Source organism: Sphingomonas sp. CV7422, from assembly GCF_027945725.1.
Taxonomy (GTDB): domain Bacteria; phylum Pseudomonadota; class Alphaproteobacteria; order Sphingomonadales; family Sphingomonadaceae; genus Sphingomonas; species Sphingomonas kyungheensis.
On record NZ_CP115900.1, the window covers coordinates 1,962,182 to 1,976,700 of the forward strand.

17 protein-coding genes are annotated in these 14,519 nt (G+C 68.5%); 10 read left to right on the plus strand and 7 right to left on the minus strand.

Going from position 1 to position 14,519, the window contains the following annotated elements; translation table 11 throughout:
* Positions 1-28 precede the first annotated feature (28 nt).
* From PBN85_RS09530 to PBN85_RS09540, 3 genes are all read right to left on the minus strand, one after another.
* Positions 29-1,201: an RsmB/NOP family class I SAM-dependent RNA methyltransferase gene (locus tag PBN85_RS09530; protein WP_271298798.1), complete on the minus strand. Its 1,173-nt coding sequence runs from the start codon at positions 1,199-1,201 to the stop codon at positions 29-31.
* On the minus strand, positions 1,202-2,659 hold the full coding sequence (gene guaB, locus PBN85_RS09535) for an IMP dehydrogenase (protein ID WP_271298799.1): 1,458 nt from the start codon (positions 2,657-2,659) through the stop codon (positions 1,202-1,204).
* 61 nt (positions 2,660-2,720) lie between these two features.
* On the minus strand, positions 2,721-3,458 hold the full coding sequence (locus PBN85_RS09540; protein WP_271298800.1) for a hypothetical protein: 738 nt from the start codon (positions 3,456-3,458) through the stop codon (positions 2,721-2,723).
* A 75-nt stretch (positions 3,459-3,533) separates the two neighbouring features.
* Here PBN85_RS09540 and PBN85_RS09545 point away from each other — a divergent pair, with 75 nt between their 5' ends.
* From PBN85_RS09545 to PBN85_RS09555, 3 genes are read left to right on the plus strand one after another with little or no spacing between them, the layout of a single operon-like run.
* A complete protein-coding gene (locus PBN85_RS09545; RefSeq protein WP_037536402.1) occupies positions 3,534-4,511 on the plus strand; it encodes an SPFH domain-containing protein in 978 nt (325 codons plus the stop codon).
* Complete coding sequence (locus PBN85_RS09550; protein ID WP_271298801.1) at positions 4,508-4,960, plus strand: NfeD family protein; 453 nt, start codon at positions 4,508-4,510, stop codon at positions 4,958-4,960. The genes PBN85_RS09545 and PBN85_RS09550 overlap by 4 nt, the downstream gene beginning before the upstream one ends.
* Before the next feature lie 59 nt (positions 4,961-5,019).
* Complete coding sequence (locus PBN85_RS09555; protein ID WP_271298802.1) at positions 5,020-5,460, plus strand: acyl-CoA thioesterase; 441 nt, start codon at positions 5,020-5,022, stop codon at positions 5,458-5,460.
* 8 nt (positions 5,461-5,468) lie between these two features.
* Here PBN85_RS09555 and PBN85_RS09560 read toward each other — a convergent pair whose 3' ends face one another.
* From PBN85_RS09560 to PBN85_RS09570, 4 genes are all read right to left on the minus strand, one after another.
* Positions 5,469-5,897 (minus strand): class I SAM-dependent methyltransferase, encoded by a 429-nt coding sequence (locus PBN85_RS09560; RefSeq protein ID WP_333781844.1) that lies wholly within the window; start codon positions 5,895-5,897, stop codon positions 5,469-5,471.
* Between the two features lie 6 nt (positions 5,898-5,903).
* On the minus strand, positions 5,904-6,113 hold the full coding sequence (locus PBN85_RS18975; protein ID WP_333781826.1) for a class I SAM-dependent methyltransferase: 210 nt from the start codon (positions 6,111-6,113) through the stop codon (positions 5,904-5,906).
* Positions 6,106-7,326, minus strand: a complete 1,221-nt coding sequence (locus tag PBN85_RS09565) for a DUF3419 family protein (RefSeq protein ID WP_271300873.1) — start codon at positions 7,324-7,326, stop codon at positions 6,106-6,108. Before PBN85_RS09565 ends, PBN85_RS18975 begins: the two co-directional genes overlap by 8 nt.
* A gap of 83 nt (positions 7,327-7,409) precedes the next feature.
* A complete protein-coding gene (locus tag PBN85_RS09570) occupies positions 7,410-9,023 on the minus strand; it encodes a phosphoenolpyruvate carboxykinase (protein WP_271298803.1) in 1,614 nt (537 codons plus the stop codon).
* Between the two features lie 213 nt (positions 9,024-9,236).
* On the opposite strand from PBN85_RS09570, the gene PBN85_RS09575 reads away from it, so the two are divergent.
* Genes PBN85_RS09575 through PBN85_RS09605 form a run of 7 tightly spaced genes read left to right on the plus strand, consistent with a single transcriptional unit; the run spans position 9,237 to position 14,374 of the window.
* A complete protein-coding gene (locus PBN85_RS09575) occupies positions 9,237-9,947 on the plus strand; it encodes a response regulator transcription factor (RefSeq protein WP_037536395.1) in 711 nt (236 codons plus the stop codon).
* Positions 9,916-11,487, plus strand: a complete 1,572-nt coding sequence (locus PBN85_RS09580) for a sensor histidine kinase (RefSeq protein ID WP_271298804.1) — start codon at positions 9,916-9,918, stop codon at positions 11,485-11,487. The genes PBN85_RS09575 and PBN85_RS09580 overlap by 32 nt, the downstream gene beginning before the upstream one ends.
* Positions 11,484-11,912: an HPr kinase/phosphorylase gene (locus PBN85_RS09585; protein WP_037536391.1), complete on the plus strand. Its 429-nt coding sequence runs from the start codon at positions 11,484-11,486 to the stop codon at positions 11,910-11,912. The genes PBN85_RS09580 and PBN85_RS09585 overlap by 4 nt, the downstream gene beginning before the upstream one ends.
* 7 nt (positions 11,913-11,919) lie before the next feature.
* Entirely contained in the window at positions 11,920-12,828 is a 909-nt protein-coding gene (rapZ, locus tag PBN85_RS09590; RefSeq protein WP_271298805.1) for an RNase adapter RapZ, read from the plus strand.
* 14 nt (positions 12,829-12,842) lie between these two features.
* A complete protein-coding gene (locus tag PBN85_RS09595) occupies positions 12,843-13,250 on the plus strand; it encodes a PTS sugar transporter subunit IIA (RefSeq protein ID WP_037536390.1) in 408 nt (135 codons plus the stop codon).
* Positions 13,247-13,522: an HPr family phosphocarrier protein gene (locus PBN85_RS09600; protein WP_037536388.1), complete on the plus strand. Its 276-nt coding sequence runs from the start codon at positions 13,247-13,249 to the stop codon at positions 13,520-13,522. Before PBN85_RS09595 ends, PBN85_RS09600 begins: the two co-directional genes overlap by 4 nt.
* 39 nt (positions 13,523-13,561) lie before the next feature.
* Positions 13,562-14,374, plus strand: coding sequence for a TrmH family RNA methyltransferase (locus PBN85_RS09605; RefSeq protein WP_271298806.1), 813 nt, complete (start codon positions 13,562-13,564; stop codon positions 14,372-14,374).
* Positions 14,375-14,519 lie beyond the last annotated feature (145 nt).

Genomic DNA, 14,519 nt, shown 5'->3' on the forward strand with positions numbered 1-14,519 from the left:
GTCTCCACCGGGGGCATTGCCCGCAGGATTAGCAGGGGCGGATCAGCCGCGCGACAAAAAAGCCGTCGGTCGCGTCGCGCGCCGGGTCGAGCCGCACCCCCTGCCCGCGCAGGCTGCCGGCGGGCAGATCGAGCGGCTCTGCCCGCCAGTCGGGATGCGCGGCGAGGAAGGCCGCGACCTGATCGGCCCCCTCGACGTCGAGCAGCGAGCAGGTCACGTAGACCAGGCCGCCGCCCGGCCGGACCAGCGCTGCGCCGACGTCGAGCACATGGCGTTGCTGTGCGGTGAAGGCGGCGAGCCGCGCCGGCGTAAGCCGCCAGCGCGCCTCTGGATTGCGGCGCCAGGTGCCGGTGCCCGAACAGGGCGCGTCGATCAGTACCGCGTCGGCCTGCCCCTGCCAGTCGGCGAGCGCCTCCAGCTCGCGGCGCGGATCGAGCAGGCGCGTCGCGACGATGCCGACACCGGCGCGTTCGGCACGCGGCATCAGGCGCGACAGCCGGCCGCGATCGACGTCGGTGGCGAGGATTTGCCCGTCGTTCCGCATCGCGGCGGCGAGCGCGAGCGTCTTGCCGCCGCCGCCGGCGCAGAGATCGACGATCCGCTGGCCCGGCACCGCCTGCACCGCGAGGCTGACGATCTGGCTGCCCGCGTCCTGCACCTCCGCCTCGCCGTCGAGCGCATCGAGATTGGTGCCGGTCGGCAACCGCAGCGCATCGGGTAGTCCGACGATCGGCGTGCCGCCGAGCCGGGCGGCCAGCGCCGCGGGGTCGCTGCGCAAACGGTTGACGCGGATATCGAGGGGCGCGCGGTCGATCAGCGCGGCTTGCGCATCCGCGTCGATCCCGGAGGCGGCGAGCGCCTCGGCGAGCCATGCCGGCATGATGCCGCCGGTCGCCGCGTCTTCCCCCGCTGCGATCGGCGCAGGCGCATGCGTCGATCCGTCGAAGGTCGCGGCGACCGCCGCATCCTCCGCCGCGACCGCGAGCATCGCCGACCGACCCGAGGCGGGCACCTCGCCCGCGCGGCGGATTGCTGCATAGACGAGGTCGCGCACCGCCCGCCGGTCCTTCGATCCGGCGTAGCGGCGCGTTGCGAAATAGCGCGCTATCAGCGTGTCCGCCGCCGCGCCGCCACCGCGCGCGGCATCGATCACCGCATCGAGCAGCTCGATCGCGGCCTGGGTCCGGGCGCCGGGTGTCACTTAGCGGGTCGGGTAATTGGGAGCTTCCCGGGTGATGGTGACGTCGTGGACATGGCTTTCCTTGAGCCCCGCACCGGTGATCTGCACGAACTGCGCGCGCTGTTGCAGGTCCGGGATCGTCGCCGATCCGGTATAGCCCATCGCCGCCTTGATGCCGCCGACGAGCTGGTGGATCACGTCGCGCGCCGGCCCCTTATAGGCGACCTGCCCTTCGATCCCTTCGGGCACCAGCTTCATCTGATCCTTGATGTCGCCCTGGAAATAGCGATCCGCCGAGCCGCGGCCCATCGCCCCGACCGAGCCCATGCCGCGGTACGACTTATAGGCCCGGCCCTGGTACAGGAAGGTCTCGCCCGGCGCCTCCTCGGTGCCGGCGAGCAGCGAGCCGACCATGCAGGTCGAGGCGCCCGCGGCAAGCGCCTTGGCGAGATCGCCCGAGGTGCGCAGGCCGCCGTCGGCGATGACGGGGACGTTGTGCTTCGCGGCGGCTTCGGCGCAATCCATCACCGCGGTGAGCTGCGGCACACCGACGCCGGCGACGACGCGGGTGGTGCAGATCGAGCCCGGACCGATGCCGACCTTGATCCCGTCGGCGCCCGCGTCGATCAGCGCGCGCGTCGCCTCGCCGGTCGCGACGTTGCCGGCGACGACCTGCACCGAATTGGAGAGTTTCTTGACCCGCTCGACCGCGCGCGCGACGTCACGGTTGTGGCCGTGCGCGGTGTCGATGACGATGAGGTCGCATTCGGCGTCGACCAGCGCCTCGGTCCGCTCGAACCCCTTGTCGCCGACCGTCGTCGCCGAAGCGACGCGCAGGCGTCCGGAGGCGTCCTTGGTCGCGGTCGGATAGGTGACCGCTTTCTCGATGTCCTTGACAGTGATCAGGCCGACGCAGCGATAGGCGTCATCGACGACCAGCAATTTCTCGATCCGGCGCTGGTGGAGCAGGACGCGCGCCTCCTCCTGACCGACGTCGGTCGAGACGGTGGCGAGATTGTCGCGCGTCATCAGTTCGGCGACGGGCTGTTTGGGATCGCCGGCGAAGCGGACGTCGCGGTTGGTAAGGATGCCGACGAGCTTGCCGTCGTGCTCCACCACCGGGATACCGCTGATCCGGTGATGCGCCATCAGCGCCTGCGCCTCGCCGAGCGTCGCGGTCGGCGCGATCGTGATCGGATTGACGACCATGCCCGATTCGAAACGCTTGACCTGCCGCACCGCGGCAACCTGTTCCTCGATCGACAGATTGCGGTGGAGCACGCCGATGCCGCCCAATTGCGCCATGACGATCGCCATATCCGCCTCGGTCACCGTATCCATCGCCGACGACAGGATCGGGATATTGAGTGCGATGCCGCGGGTCAGTTGCGTGCGTGTGTCGGCGGTGCTCGGCAGGATGTCCGACTCGCCGGGTACGAGCAGAACGTCGTCGAAGGTGAGGCCGAGCCGGATGTCCAAGGTGCCGTTTCCTCGCGGGAGGGATAGTGGCGGGCCATGTAACCGCAGGATCGCCGCTACGCTAGAGGGCGGCGAGATGCGCGTCGAGGTATTCGCTGACGACGCCGACCAGCGAGCCGCCGAAGCGGGGATTGCATTCGAGGATGCGCAACGCCCCCTCCTCGCGCTTGTAGTTGAAACAGCAGGTGCCCTGGTAATCGAGCGCGTCGAGGATGGCGGTACAGATCGGCAGTGCATCGCCGGGATCGGCGGGCGTGATGCTCGCCGGACGGTCGATCGCGCCGCGGACGCCGAGCGGCTGGCCCATGTCGTAGCGATAGGCGACGTGGAAGCGGATCGTGTCGCCGATCCGCAGCAGGTGCAGGACATATTCGTCCGCCCCCGCCACCGCGCGCTGGCGGAAGACGTCGGGATGATCGTCGCCGTCATCGTCGCCGGGATGGCGGATCATCCGGCAGCCGTGGCCGAAGTCGCCGCGCCGGGTCTTGCGGATATACGGAAATACGGTCGGCCGGGTGTCGAGCAGGGTCGGGACGGTATCGCCGAAGCCCGCATCGATCAGCCAGAGGTTGAACGCCAGCTTGTCGTCGCAGAGCGCGACCGACCGGTCGTCCGGCACCACCGTTCGGCCGGCGCGTGCCGCGGCGATCTGCTCGACGCGCAGCGGCACGACCAGATCGAACCGCGCGAGGTCGACCGCGTCGAGCGGTGCGAAGCTCGCTTCATACCGTCGATCGTCGATACAGGCGACGATGCCGCGCATCTGCGTCGGGTGATTGCCGAAGAGAATTCGCTGCATCGTCCACCTTCTTGCGTCGCCGCGCTGTGCTAAGAGTTGGCGACGGCACGCAGAATCATGCCGGCGGGAGGGTATATGGCTATCACGATCGCGGGATTCGCACTGCTGCTGGTGCTGTTTTATCTCTTCACCAGCATCAAGATCGTCCGGCAGGGCTATCAATATACGATCGAGCATTTCGGCCGCTACACCACGACGGCGAGCCCCGGCTTCAACTTCTATCCCGCCTTCTTCTATCGCGTCGGCCGCAAGGTGAACATGATGGAGCAGGTGATCGAGATCCCCGGGCAGGAGATCATCACCAAGGACAATGCGATCGTCTCGACCGACGGCGTCGTCTTCTTCCAGGTGCTCGACGCCCCGAAGGCCGCCTATGAGGTGTCGGACCTGTACGTCGCGCTGCTCCAGCTGACGACGACCAATTTGCGCACGGTGATGGGGTCGATGGACCTCGACGAGACGCTGTCGAAGCGCGACGAGATCAACGCGCGGCTGCTCTCTGTGGTCGATCACGCGACCGTGCCCTGGGGCGTCAAGATTACCCGCGTCGAGATCAAGGATATCCGTCCGCCCGTCGATATCGTCGCCGCCATGGGCCGGCAGATGAAGGCGGAGCGCGAGAAGCGTGCCAATATCCTCGAGGCGGAAGGCACGCGCGCTTCCGAAATCCTGCGCGCCGAGGGACAGAAGCAGGCGCGGATCCTCGAGGCGGAGGGGCGACGCGAATCGGCCTATCGCGACTCGGAAGCGCGCGAACGCGCCGCCGAGGCGGAGGCCAAGGCGACGGCGGTGGTGTCGGAGGCGATCGAGCGCGGCGGAACGCAGGCGATCAACTATTTCATCGCGCAGAAATATGTCGAGGCAGTCGGCAAATTCGCGACCAGCCCCAATGCCAAGACCATCCTCTTCCCGGTCGAGGCGACGCAGCTGATCGGCACGCTCGGCGGGATCGGCGAGCTTGCCAAGGATGCGCTCGCCAAGGCTCCTGCTCCTGCGTCTGCCCCGGCCAAGCCGCAGCCGAAGCGCGGGCCGTTCGAATTGCCGGAGGCGTGACGCTCGAGGCGATCGGCGGGGCCGCGGGCGCGTGGCTGATCGCCGCACTGGTGCTCGGGATCGCCGAACTGCTGATCCCGGGCGTGTTCGCGGTGTTTCTGGCGATCGCCGCGGCGGTGGTCGGCGTCGCCCTGCTGGTGCTGCCGGAACTCCCCGCCGCGGCGCAGCTCGCGGCCTTCGCGGCATGGAGCATCGTCACCGTGCTGATCGGCCGGCGCTGGTACCATGATTACCCGGTGGCGAGCAGCGATCCGCAGCTCAATGACCGCCGTGCGAGGCTGATCGGCAGCGTCGTCGTCGTCCAGGCTCCGATCGGGCCGGACGGCGGCCGGGTGACGATCGGCGACGGATCATGGCCGGCGCGCGGTGTGGTCGCTGAGGTAGGCACGCGGGTGCGGATCGTCGCGATCCGCGACGGCGTCGCCATCGTCGAGCCGGCCGGCGGCTAAATCGCCGCCGCGGCCGTATCGCAGGTGTCAGCGGCCCGCCGATCTGCTATAGAAGAGAGGTGACCCAAAGTATCCCCCACGCCTTCCCGATCGGTATCGATCCGGCCGACATCGATTTTATGGGGCATGTCAACAACGCCAGCTATCTCAAGTGGGTGCAGGACGCGGTGGTAAGCCATTGGCAGAAGCTCGCGCCGGCCGAGGCGGTTGCCTCGCACCTGTGGGTCGCGCTCAAGCATGAGATCACCTATCGCAAGCCGACCTTCCTCGGTGACGACGTCATCGCGACGGTGCTGCTCGAAAAGGTCCAGGGCGCGCGGGCGTTTTACGAGACGGTGATCCGCCGCGGTGAGGAGGTGCTCGCCGAGGTCAAGTCGAGCTGGTGCTGCCTCGATGCGGAAACGCTCAAGCCGGCGCGACTCGCGCGCGACATCGTCGAACAATTCTTCCAGCGGGGCGACGGACCGCTGCCCGCGACCGGGCTCCTCGAACGCCGCTGAGCGGCGTGCTACGCGACCCAGGCGATCCGGGCATAATCACGCCAGAGCTGCTGCGTCTCATGGCTACGGCCCTGCGCGTGCGCGATCCGGGCGACTTCGCTGGCGAGATCGGCGCGCGGCGTGACCTCGAAATGGCGCAGCCAGCCGAGGAAGGCGTTGCGCCATACCGCCGGCCAACCCGATTGCTCGCCGAAGTCGACCACCGCGAGCCGTCCCGTCGCGTCCGTCACCGCCATCGCCTGCGTCAGCGCCGCCTGCCAGGGCGGGATCATCGACAAGGTGTAGCTCAGCATCACCCGGTCGAAGCTCGCGACGCCGAACAGGGAGAGCGGATCGAAAGCGGCGGCATCGCCCTGCGCCAAGGTGATGCGATCGGCCAGCCCCGCCGTTGCGACCTTGGCACGCGCCGTCATCAGCATCGCCTCCGAAATGTCGATACCCTATCACCGCGCCGCCGGCCATTGGCGTGCCGCCCGGATGAGGTTGCGCCCCGTACCGCAGCCGATCTCGATCAGCGTCCCGCCCATTCCAAGATCGAGCTGGCGGATCAGCCGATCGCGCCCGAACAGATAATATTTGCGGGTTAGATCGTAGATATGCCGCTGACCGCCGTAGATGCGGTCCATCCGCCCGGCGTGGTCGCGCTCAATCATCGGCGCGCACGTAGAGGTGGACCCCGCCGTAGATCGCCGATCGGTCCTGCGCGGTGAAGGCGCGCGACTCGTCGGCGCGATAGCGCCAGTGCGCGACGATCGCATCGGGGACGCGGCCGGGGATGATATCCGCCTCGCCCGCGGTGCGGAACAGGATGCGCGCACCCGGCCGCGCGGTGCGGGTGATCTCGCCCCACAAGGCGCCGAGCTGCTCGTCGGTCATCCAGTCCTGCGCGTCGAGCAGGATGTAGCGATCGCGCGAGGCGGCGGGCAGCGCGGCGAGATGGTCGGTCATATTGGCGTGACGCAGCGTGATGCGGTCGACGCGCGCGACGATGGCATCGTGATGCTCCGCCTGCAGATAGGGCGGCAGCGGTGCGGATGGACCGTCGCCATAGCGGCGACCGAAGGCCTGCCACGCGAAATAATTGTCCCGCAGGTCGAATCCGCAGGCGAGCTTCTCGAGCCGCTGGCGCAGCACCGCCGCCATTCGTCCGTCGCCGGCGAGCGCCTCGAACTGCGCCGGCGGAATGCCGAGGCCGAACAGCGAGGCGGGCTGGTCGGTCAGCCATTTGACGAAGCCGCGATCGAACACCGGGGCGAAATCGCGTTCGAAGATCGCGCGCTGTTCCTCGATCGTCTCCGCCGCGAGCAGCTGTCGTGGGTCAACGCCGTTGAGCCGGGCGAGCAGATGCGCCGCCCCGATGAACCGGCCGAGCAGGCCGCGCTTGTGCACGCCGCTGGCGAAGCCGGCGATGCGCCGCCGGCCGATGAGATCGCGCCCTTCCCAGTAGCGACGCGTCGGCTCGTCAATATGCGGGCGGATATAGGCCTGATAGGCCGCGAGATTGTCGCGGCTGGCGGCATGACCGAAAAAGCGGTGGAAGCTCGCGTGATCGGGCAGATGGCGCGCCGCGGCGAGCTTCAACGTGCCGAGCGCGATATGCGCGGTGTTGAGGTCGACCGCGTCGATCGCCTTGGGATTGGCGGTGAGATAGGACAGCATGTTGCAGCCGCCCGAGGCGATGGTGACGAGGTGGCTGTCCGGCCGGATGTCGAGCGCCGCCATATCGACCACCGGGTCTTCCCAGATCTGCGCATAGACGAGCCCGCGGAACGCCCAGGTGAAGGCGCGTTCGAGCAGGCCCTGTTTCGACAGATGGCCATGCCGTTGCATCGCTGCCGCGACCGCCTTTTGTGTTCCGCGCATCATCCGCTCCTCGTCGTGGACGGGGCGGCCCATGCGCCGTCATTGTGACGGCGCATGGTCGTTCCTGCGAAGCTACCGTGACAGCATCATGCCGTTTCGGTGACCTTCGGCGCCGACCGGCGAACGCCGGCGTCGACGTGGTCGGCGAATTGCGCGAAATTCTCGACGAACCGATCGACGAGCTTCGCCGCGGTCGCGTCATAGGCCTGCTTGTCCGCCCAGGTGCTGCGCGGATCGAGGATCGCCGGATCGACCCCGGGCACCGCCACCGGTACCGCAAAGCCGAAATTGGGATCGGTGCGGAACTCGGCCTGGCCGAGGCTGCCGTCGAGCGCCGCGTTGAGCAGCGCCCGCGTCGCCTTGATCGGCATGCGGTGGCCCGTGCCGTATTTGCCGCCCGTCCAACCGGTATTGACCAGCCAGCACTCGACCCCACCCCTGGCAATCCGCTCCTTCAGCAGATTGCCGTAGACCGACGGATGACGCGGCATGAACGGCGCGCCGAAGCAGGTCGAGAAGGTCGCATCCGGCTCGGTGACGCCGATCTCCGTGCCGGCGACGCGCGCGGTATAGCCCGACAGAAAGTGGTACATCGCCTGATCCGGCGTCAGCCTGGCGATCGGCGGCAGCACGCCATAGGCATCGGCGGTGAGCATGACGATCGTCCGCGGCACGCCGCCCATATTGTCCTTCGACGCATTGGGGATGAAGTCGATCGGATAGGCGCCGCGGCTGTTCTCGGCGAGGCTGTTGTCATCGAGGTCGAGCTGGCGGGTGACCGGGTCCATCACGACATTTTCGAGCACGGTGCCGAAGCGCTTGGTGGTCGCGAAGATCTCGGGCTCGGCATCGGGCGACAGGCGGATCATCTTGGCGTAACAGCCGCCCTCGAAGTTGAACACGGCGGTATCCGACCAGCCATGTTCGTCGTCGCCGATCAGGGTACGGCTGGCGTCAGCGCTGAGCGTCGTCTTGCCGGTGCCCGACAGGCCGAAGAACACCGCAATCGATCCGTCCGCCCCCATATTGGCGGAGCAATGCATCGGCATCACCCCCGTGCGGGGCAGCAGATAGTTGAGCAGGCCGAAGACCGACTTCTTCATTTCGCCGGCGTAGCGCGTGCCGCCGATCAGGATCAGCTTCTCGGTGAAATTGACCGCGATCACCGTCTCGGTGCGGGTGCCGTGGCGCGCCGGGTCGGCGCGGAAGCTCGGCAGGTCGATGATCGTATATTCGGGCGCGAAATCGCGCAGCTCGCGCTCCTCGGGCCGCACCAGCATCGTGCGGATGAACAGATTATGCCAGGCGAGTTCGTTGATCACCCGGACGCGCACCCGGTTCTCGGGTTGCGAGCCGCCGTACAGGTCCTGGACGAACAGATGCTCCTTGTCGCGCAGCGCGGCGAGAAAATCGGCCTTCAGCGCGGCGAAATGGTCGGGCGCCATGCCCTTGTTCGACTTGCCCCACCAGACGCTGTCCTCGGTCTCGGTGTCACGGACGATGAACTTGTCCTGCGCCGAGCGGCCGGTGTGCGCGCCGGTCTCGACGACCAGCGGGCCGTCGGCGCTGAGCTTGCCTTCGCCGCGCGCGACCGCAGCCTCGACGAGCCGTGCGGTGACCAGATTCCAGTGACAGTCGGCCCGGGTCTCGAAACCCTGGCTGGCGAGATCCGCGTGCGGAATGCGCTCGTTCACGTACATCCTCCCAATGCAATCGACCCGGCGCGCGCATCCTGGGGAGGGTCTGCACGCACGCCGGTGGAAGCCGAGCCATAGGCAGGCACGGCCGTAGCGTCAAACTGCCACGCGACGCAGATGAACCGCTTTGGGACGAAGCGTTTGCCGCGACGGCGCGGTTGAGCCGCGCGCCGCTTTGCCGTACCGCGATGCGATGGTGGCAAGGGCTTTCCCCGCATGACCGCGACGATCGCGCTGGTCGACGACGACCGCAATATCCTGACCTCGGTCTCGATCGCATTGCAGACCGAAGGGTTTCTCACCCGCGTCTATTCGGATGGCGAGACCGCGCTCAAGGCCCTGACCGACAATCCACCCGACCTCGCCATCTTCGACATCAAGATGCCGCGGATGGACGGACTCGAGCTGCTGCGCCGGCTGCGCGAGAAGAGCCAGATCCCGGTGATCTTCCTGACCAGCAAGGACGACGAACTCGACGAGGCGCTGGGCCTCGCGATGGGCGCGGACGATTATATCGCCAAGCCGTTCAGCCAGCGGCTGCTGATCGCCCGCATCCGCGCGATCCTGCGCCGCACCGACGTGACGGCGAGTGCCGCCGAGGACCCGGCTGCGGCGGGAGCGGTCGAACCGCTCGTCCGCGGGCGGCTGTCGATGGACCCGGCACGGCATCGCACCCTGTGGGCCGGCGAACCGGTGACGCTGACGGTTACCGAATTCCTGATCCTCGAGACGCTCGCGCAGCGACCGGGGATCGTCAAGACGCGCAACCAGCTGATGGATGCCGCCTATCACGACGACATCTACGTCGACGACCGGACCATCGACAGCCACATCAAACGCCTGCGCCGCAAATTCCGCCAGGTCGATGCCACCTTCGACGCGATCGAGACATTGTATGGCGCCGGCTACCGATTCTCCGAAGAGTGACGCGCGCGGCGAGGGCGCCGACCTCGCCTTGCGCTGGTCGGGGCAGATCTCGCTCACCCGGCGCATCCTCGCGGTCAATATCATCGCGCTGCTGCTGCTCGCCGGCGGCTTCTTCTATCTCGATTCCTACCGCAGCCGCATCGTCGACAGCCGCGTCGAACAGGCGAGCCGCGAGGCGCGGCTGATCGGCGAGGCGCTGGCGATGGTGCCGGCGGGGCAGCGTGACGAGATGCTGCTGCGGCTGGCGCACGATACGCATGCGCGGCTGCGCACCTTCGATGCCGCCGGACGGACGATCGCGGACAGCCGGCGGCTCGGCTCGCGCAACGCGGTGCTGCTCGATCCCGACAAACAGGACTGGGATCAGGTCGTCGCGCGCTGGCTCGATGCCGGGATCGACATCATCGTCGGCGCCGCACGCACTCCGCTCTACCGCGAGCGCGCCGACGGCGGGCAATGGCCCGACGTCCGCGTCGCCCGCACCGGCGCGACCTCGGCGAGCGTCTGGCGCGCGCCGGACCGCACGCCGGTGATCACCGCCGCCGCGCCGCTCCCCGACGGGGCGGTGGTGATGACGACGATCAACGCCCGCGACATCACCCAGACGGTGCGGATCGAGCGCTTCCGGCTCAGCATCGTGCTGCTGCTGGTGACGGTCGTCTCGGTGCTGCTGTCGCTGTTCCTCGCGCGGACGATCGTGCGGCCGCTGCGCCGGCTGGCGCGCGCCGCGGTGCGGGTCAGGCTGGGTCGCGCACGCGAGGTCGTCGTGCCGCGCCTGCCGTCCCGCCGGGACGAGATCGGCAGCCTCGCCCGCGCGCTGTCCGACATGAGCCTCGCGCTGCGGGCACGCATCGACGCGACCGAGGCGTTCGCCGCCGACGTGACGCATGAGATGAAGAACCCCCTCGCCTCGCTGCGTTCGGCGGTCGAGGGGCTCGACGCGGTACGCGATCCGGAGCTGCGCGCGCGCTTGCTGTCGATCGTCCGCGACGACGTGCATCGGCTCGACCGGCTGATCACCGACATCTCCGAAGCCTCGCGGCTCGACGCGCAGCTCAGCCGCGCCAAGTTCGAGACTATCGACGTCGCCGAGATGCTCGCGGCGCTCGTCGCGCAGCGCCTGTCGCGCGGCGTCGAGCGCGGGGTGCGGCTGCGCTTCGATCAGGTCGGTGCGCCGCTGGTCACGCTCGGCGAGGGCGCGCGGCTCGAACGCGTATTCGACAATCTGATCGACAACGCCCTCTCCTTCTCGCCCGACGGCGCGCTGATCGCCATCGCCGTCACCCGCGACGACGCCGATCTCATCATCCGCGTCGAGGACGAAGGCCCCGGCGTGCCCGAGGAGGCGCGCGAGGCGATCTTCCGCCGCTTCCAGTCGATCCGCCCGGAAAGCGAGGCGTTCGGCCAGCATTCGGGGCTCGGCCTCGCCATCGCGCGGACGATCGTCGAGGCGCATCAGGGCAGCATCCTGGTCGAGTCGCGCGAGGACCGGCTCGGCGGCGCGCGCTTCGTCGTCCGCCTGCCGCTCGAACCGTCATGACCGGGTCCGAGCGCCGCCATGCGACCTGCGTCGCGATCGGCGACCGCGCCGTGCTGCTCGAAGGACCGCCGGGGGCCGGCAAGTCCGACCTCGCGCTGCGGCTGATCGACCGCGGGGCGACGCTGGTGAGCGACGACCAGACGGTGCTGGCGCGCGTCGACGCCACCGTGCTCGCCAGCGCCCCGGCGACGATCCGCGGGCAGATCGAAGTGCGCGGGATCGGCATCGTCCGGATGGCGTCGCGCGATGCGGTGCCGGTCGCACTGATCGTCCGGCTCGACGTGCCCCCCTCGCGCATGCCAGAGCGCGCGACGCGGATGCTGGCGGGAATCGCGGTGCGCGAGATCGCGCTCGATGCCTTCCACGCCGCCACGCCGCTGAAGATCGAATGGGCGCTGCGCCAGCCCGAGGCGACGCCGGAATGAGGGTATGATGACCAAGGATATCCTGCTCGTCACCGGCCTGTCCGGCGCCGGCAAATCGACGGTGCTGAAAACGCTCGAAGACCTCGGCTGGGAGGTGGTCGACAATCTGCCCTTGGTGCTGCTCGACCGGCTGCTCGACGCGCCGCTCGCCGCCGCCACCGCGGACGACAGCCAGCCGCTGGCGATCGGCATCGGGGCGCGCACCCGCGATTTCGATCCGACCCGGATCGTCGAACGGATCCGGCTGCTGCGCGACGATCACGGCCTCGATATCGGCATGCTGTTCCTCGACTGTTCGGGAGCGGAGCTGGAGCGTCGCTATTCGGAGACGCGCCGGCGCCATCCGCTCGCGCCCGACCGGCCGGCGGGCGACGGCATCGCGCGCGAACGCGAGCTGCTCCGCCCCTTGCGCGACTGGGCGAACCGGCTGATCGATACCACCGACCTGTCGGCCAACGCCCTCGCGCAACAGGTGCGCACCACCTTTTCGCGGACCGGTGCCGACGAACCGGTGCTGTCGATCCAGTCGTTCGGCTTCGCGCGCGGCCTGCCACGCAACGCCGACCTCGTCTTCGACATGCGCTTCCTGCGCAATCCGCACTGGGACCCGGCGCTGCGTCCGGGCACCGGACTCGATGCCGACGTCAGCGCCTATGTCGCCGACGATCCGGCGTATCCCGCCGCGATGGCGCAGATCGGCGACCTGCTCGAACTGCTGATTCCGCGCTATCGCGCCGAGGGCAAATCCTATGTCAGCGTCGCGATCGGCTGTACCGGAGGGAGACACCGGTCGGTCCATGTCGCCGATCATCTCGGCTACCGGTTGCGTAATGCCGGTTTTTCCCCCACCATCACGCATCGCGACCTCGCGGCCGCACCGCAGGACTCGCTCGAGGGGCCGCCGGCCAGCAAATGAGTAACGTATCTGAGATGATTGGCCTGGTTCTGGTGACGCATGGGCGGCTCGCCGAAGAATTCGTGACCGCGATGATCCACGTCGTCGGACCGCAGGATCGCATCGCGACGATCGCGATCGGTCCTGACGACGATATGGAAGAGCGACGCGCCGACATCGCCGCGGCGATCGGCGCGGTCGATGCCGGGCGCGGCGTGATCGTGCTCACCGATCTGTTCGGCGGCACGCCCTCCAACCTTGCCATCTCGCTGATGGAGCGCGGCCGGGTCGAGGTGATCGCGGGGATGAACCTGCCGATGCTGATCCGCCTGGGGTCGGCGCGCAAGTCGATGAAGGTGGTCGAGGCGGTCGCCGCGGCGCGTGAGGCGGGCCGCAAATATATCTCGGTCGCCTCCGAGGTGCTCGGCGAGGCGGCGGCATGAGCGACGAGGTCGCCCGCACCGTCACGATCACCAACAAGCGCGGTCTCCACGCGCGGGCGAGCGCCAAGTTCGTCACGCTCGCCTCGACCCAGCCGGTCGAAGTGCATGTCCGCAAGGACGATGGCGCGGTGACCGGCACGTCGATCATGGGGCTGATGATGCTCGGCGCCGCCAAGGGCGATGCGATCACGATCAGCGCCTGCGGCGACGGGGCCGAAGCGGCGGTCGGCGCGCTGTGCGAGCTGGTCGAGGCCAAGTTCGGCGAAGATTGAGCTTGCGCAGACCCGCCGCCGTGACGGAGGGGAGTCGCCATGCCCCGTGAGATCACCGCCTTTTCCAACCCGCTCGTCAAATATGCCCGCGAGCTGCGCGACAAGCGCCATCGCCGCGGCGCCCGGCAGTTCATGGCGGAGGGGCTGCGCATCCTCACCGAAGCGCGCGAGACCGGGCGGCTGCCGCGCATCCTCTTCTACGCGGCGGGCAATGCCGATCATCCGCTGGTCCATGCCCTGTCGATCGACGTCGAGATGGCGGGCGGCGAATCGATCCAGACCACGCCCGACATCCTCAGCAAGCTGTCCGGCAAGGACAATCCGCAGGCGGTAGTCGGCGTGTTCGACGAGTTCGACCGGACGCTCGCCGATCTCGACCGCGGCAGCGCGGCGATCTGGCTGGTCGCCGAGCGGCTGCGCGATCCGGGCAATCTCGGCACGATCCTGCGCACCGCCGATGCGGTCGGCGCGGGCGGGCTGATCCTGATCGGCGAATGCGTCGATCCCTTTTCGGTCGAGGCGGTGCGCGCCAGCATGGGGGCGCTGTTCACGATCCCGGTCGTGCGGAGCGAATGGCACGACTTCCTCGGCTGGCTGCGCGAGGGGCCGGGGCAGCTCGTCGGGCTGAGCCTCGATACCGAGCACGACTATCGCGCCGCACGCTATGCGGCGCCAACCTTCCTGCTGACCGGTAACGAGGCGCAGGGCATGCCCGCGGACTATGCCGAGGCGTGCGACCTGCTGGTCAAGATCCCGATGCTCGGCAAGGCGGACAGCCTCAATGCCGCGGTGGCGACCGCGGTGATGGCCTATGAGGTGCTGGCGCAGCACGGCCACGGCGATCGGGCCTGAATGGCGTCGTCCCCGCCGGGGGCGAGATCACGCAGCGGCAGGGACCATCGAGCCGCTCCGGACGGCATCAAGACCTGTCCAGGAGTTCCATCCTGGGACGACATGGACAAGTCGAACACCTTAATCGAAACGATCGAGCCCGATC

What these genes read in the sequence shown, in the direction of transcription:
- rapZ (WP_271298805.1), top strand. Translation starts at nt 11,920, where the DNA reads ATGACCAAGGATATCCTGCTCGTCACCGGCCTGTCCGGCGCCGGCAAA.
- PBN85_RS09605 (WP_271298806.1), top strand. Translation starts at nt 13,562, where the DNA reads ATGCCCCGTGAGATCACCGCCTTTTCCAACCCGCTCGTCAAATATGCC.
- PBN85_RS09540 (WP_271298800.1), bottom strand. Translation starts at nt 3,458, where the DNA reads ATGCAGCGAATTCTCTTCGGCAATCACCCGACGCAGATGCGCGGCATC.
- PBN85_RS09600 (WP_037536388.1), top strand. Translation starts at nt 13,247, where the DNA reads ATGAGCGACGAGGTCGCCCGCACCGTCACGATCACCAACAAGCGCGGT.
- PBN85_RS09595 (WP_037536390.1), top strand. Translation starts at nt 12,843, where the DNA reads ATGATTGGCCTGGTTCTGGTGACGCATGGGCGGCTCGCCGAAGAATTC.
- PBN85_RS09575 (WP_037536395.1), top strand. Translation starts at nt 9,237, where the DNA reads ATGACCGCGACGATCGCGCTGGTCGACGACGACCGCAATATCCTGACC.
- PBN85_RS18975 (WP_333781826.1), bottom strand. Translation starts at nt 6,113, where the DNA reads ATGATTGAGCGCGACCACGCCGGGCGGATGGACCGCATCTACGGCGGT.
- PBN85_RS09565 (WP_271300873.1), bottom strand. Translation starts at nt 7,326, where the DNA reads ATGATGCGCGGAACACAAAAGGCGGTCGCGGCAGCGATGCAACGGCAT.
- PBN85_RS09580 (WP_271298804.1), top strand. Translation starts at nt 9,916, where the DNA reads ATGGCGCCGGCTACCGATTCTCCGAAGAGTGACGCGCGCGGCGAGGGC.
- PBN85_RS09585 (WP_037536391.1), top strand. Translation starts at nt 11,484, where the DNA reads ATGACCGGGTCCGAGCGCCGCCATGCGACCTGCGTCGCGATCGGCGAC.
- PBN85_RS09570 (WP_271298803.1), bottom strand. Translation starts at nt 9,023, where the DNA reads ATGTACGTGAACGAGCGCATTCCGCACGCGGATCTCGCCAGCCAGGGT.
- PBN85_RS09545 (WP_037536402.1), top strand. Translation starts at nt 3,534, where the DNA reads ATGGCTATCACGATCGCGGGATTCGCACTGCTGCTGGTGCTGTTTTAT.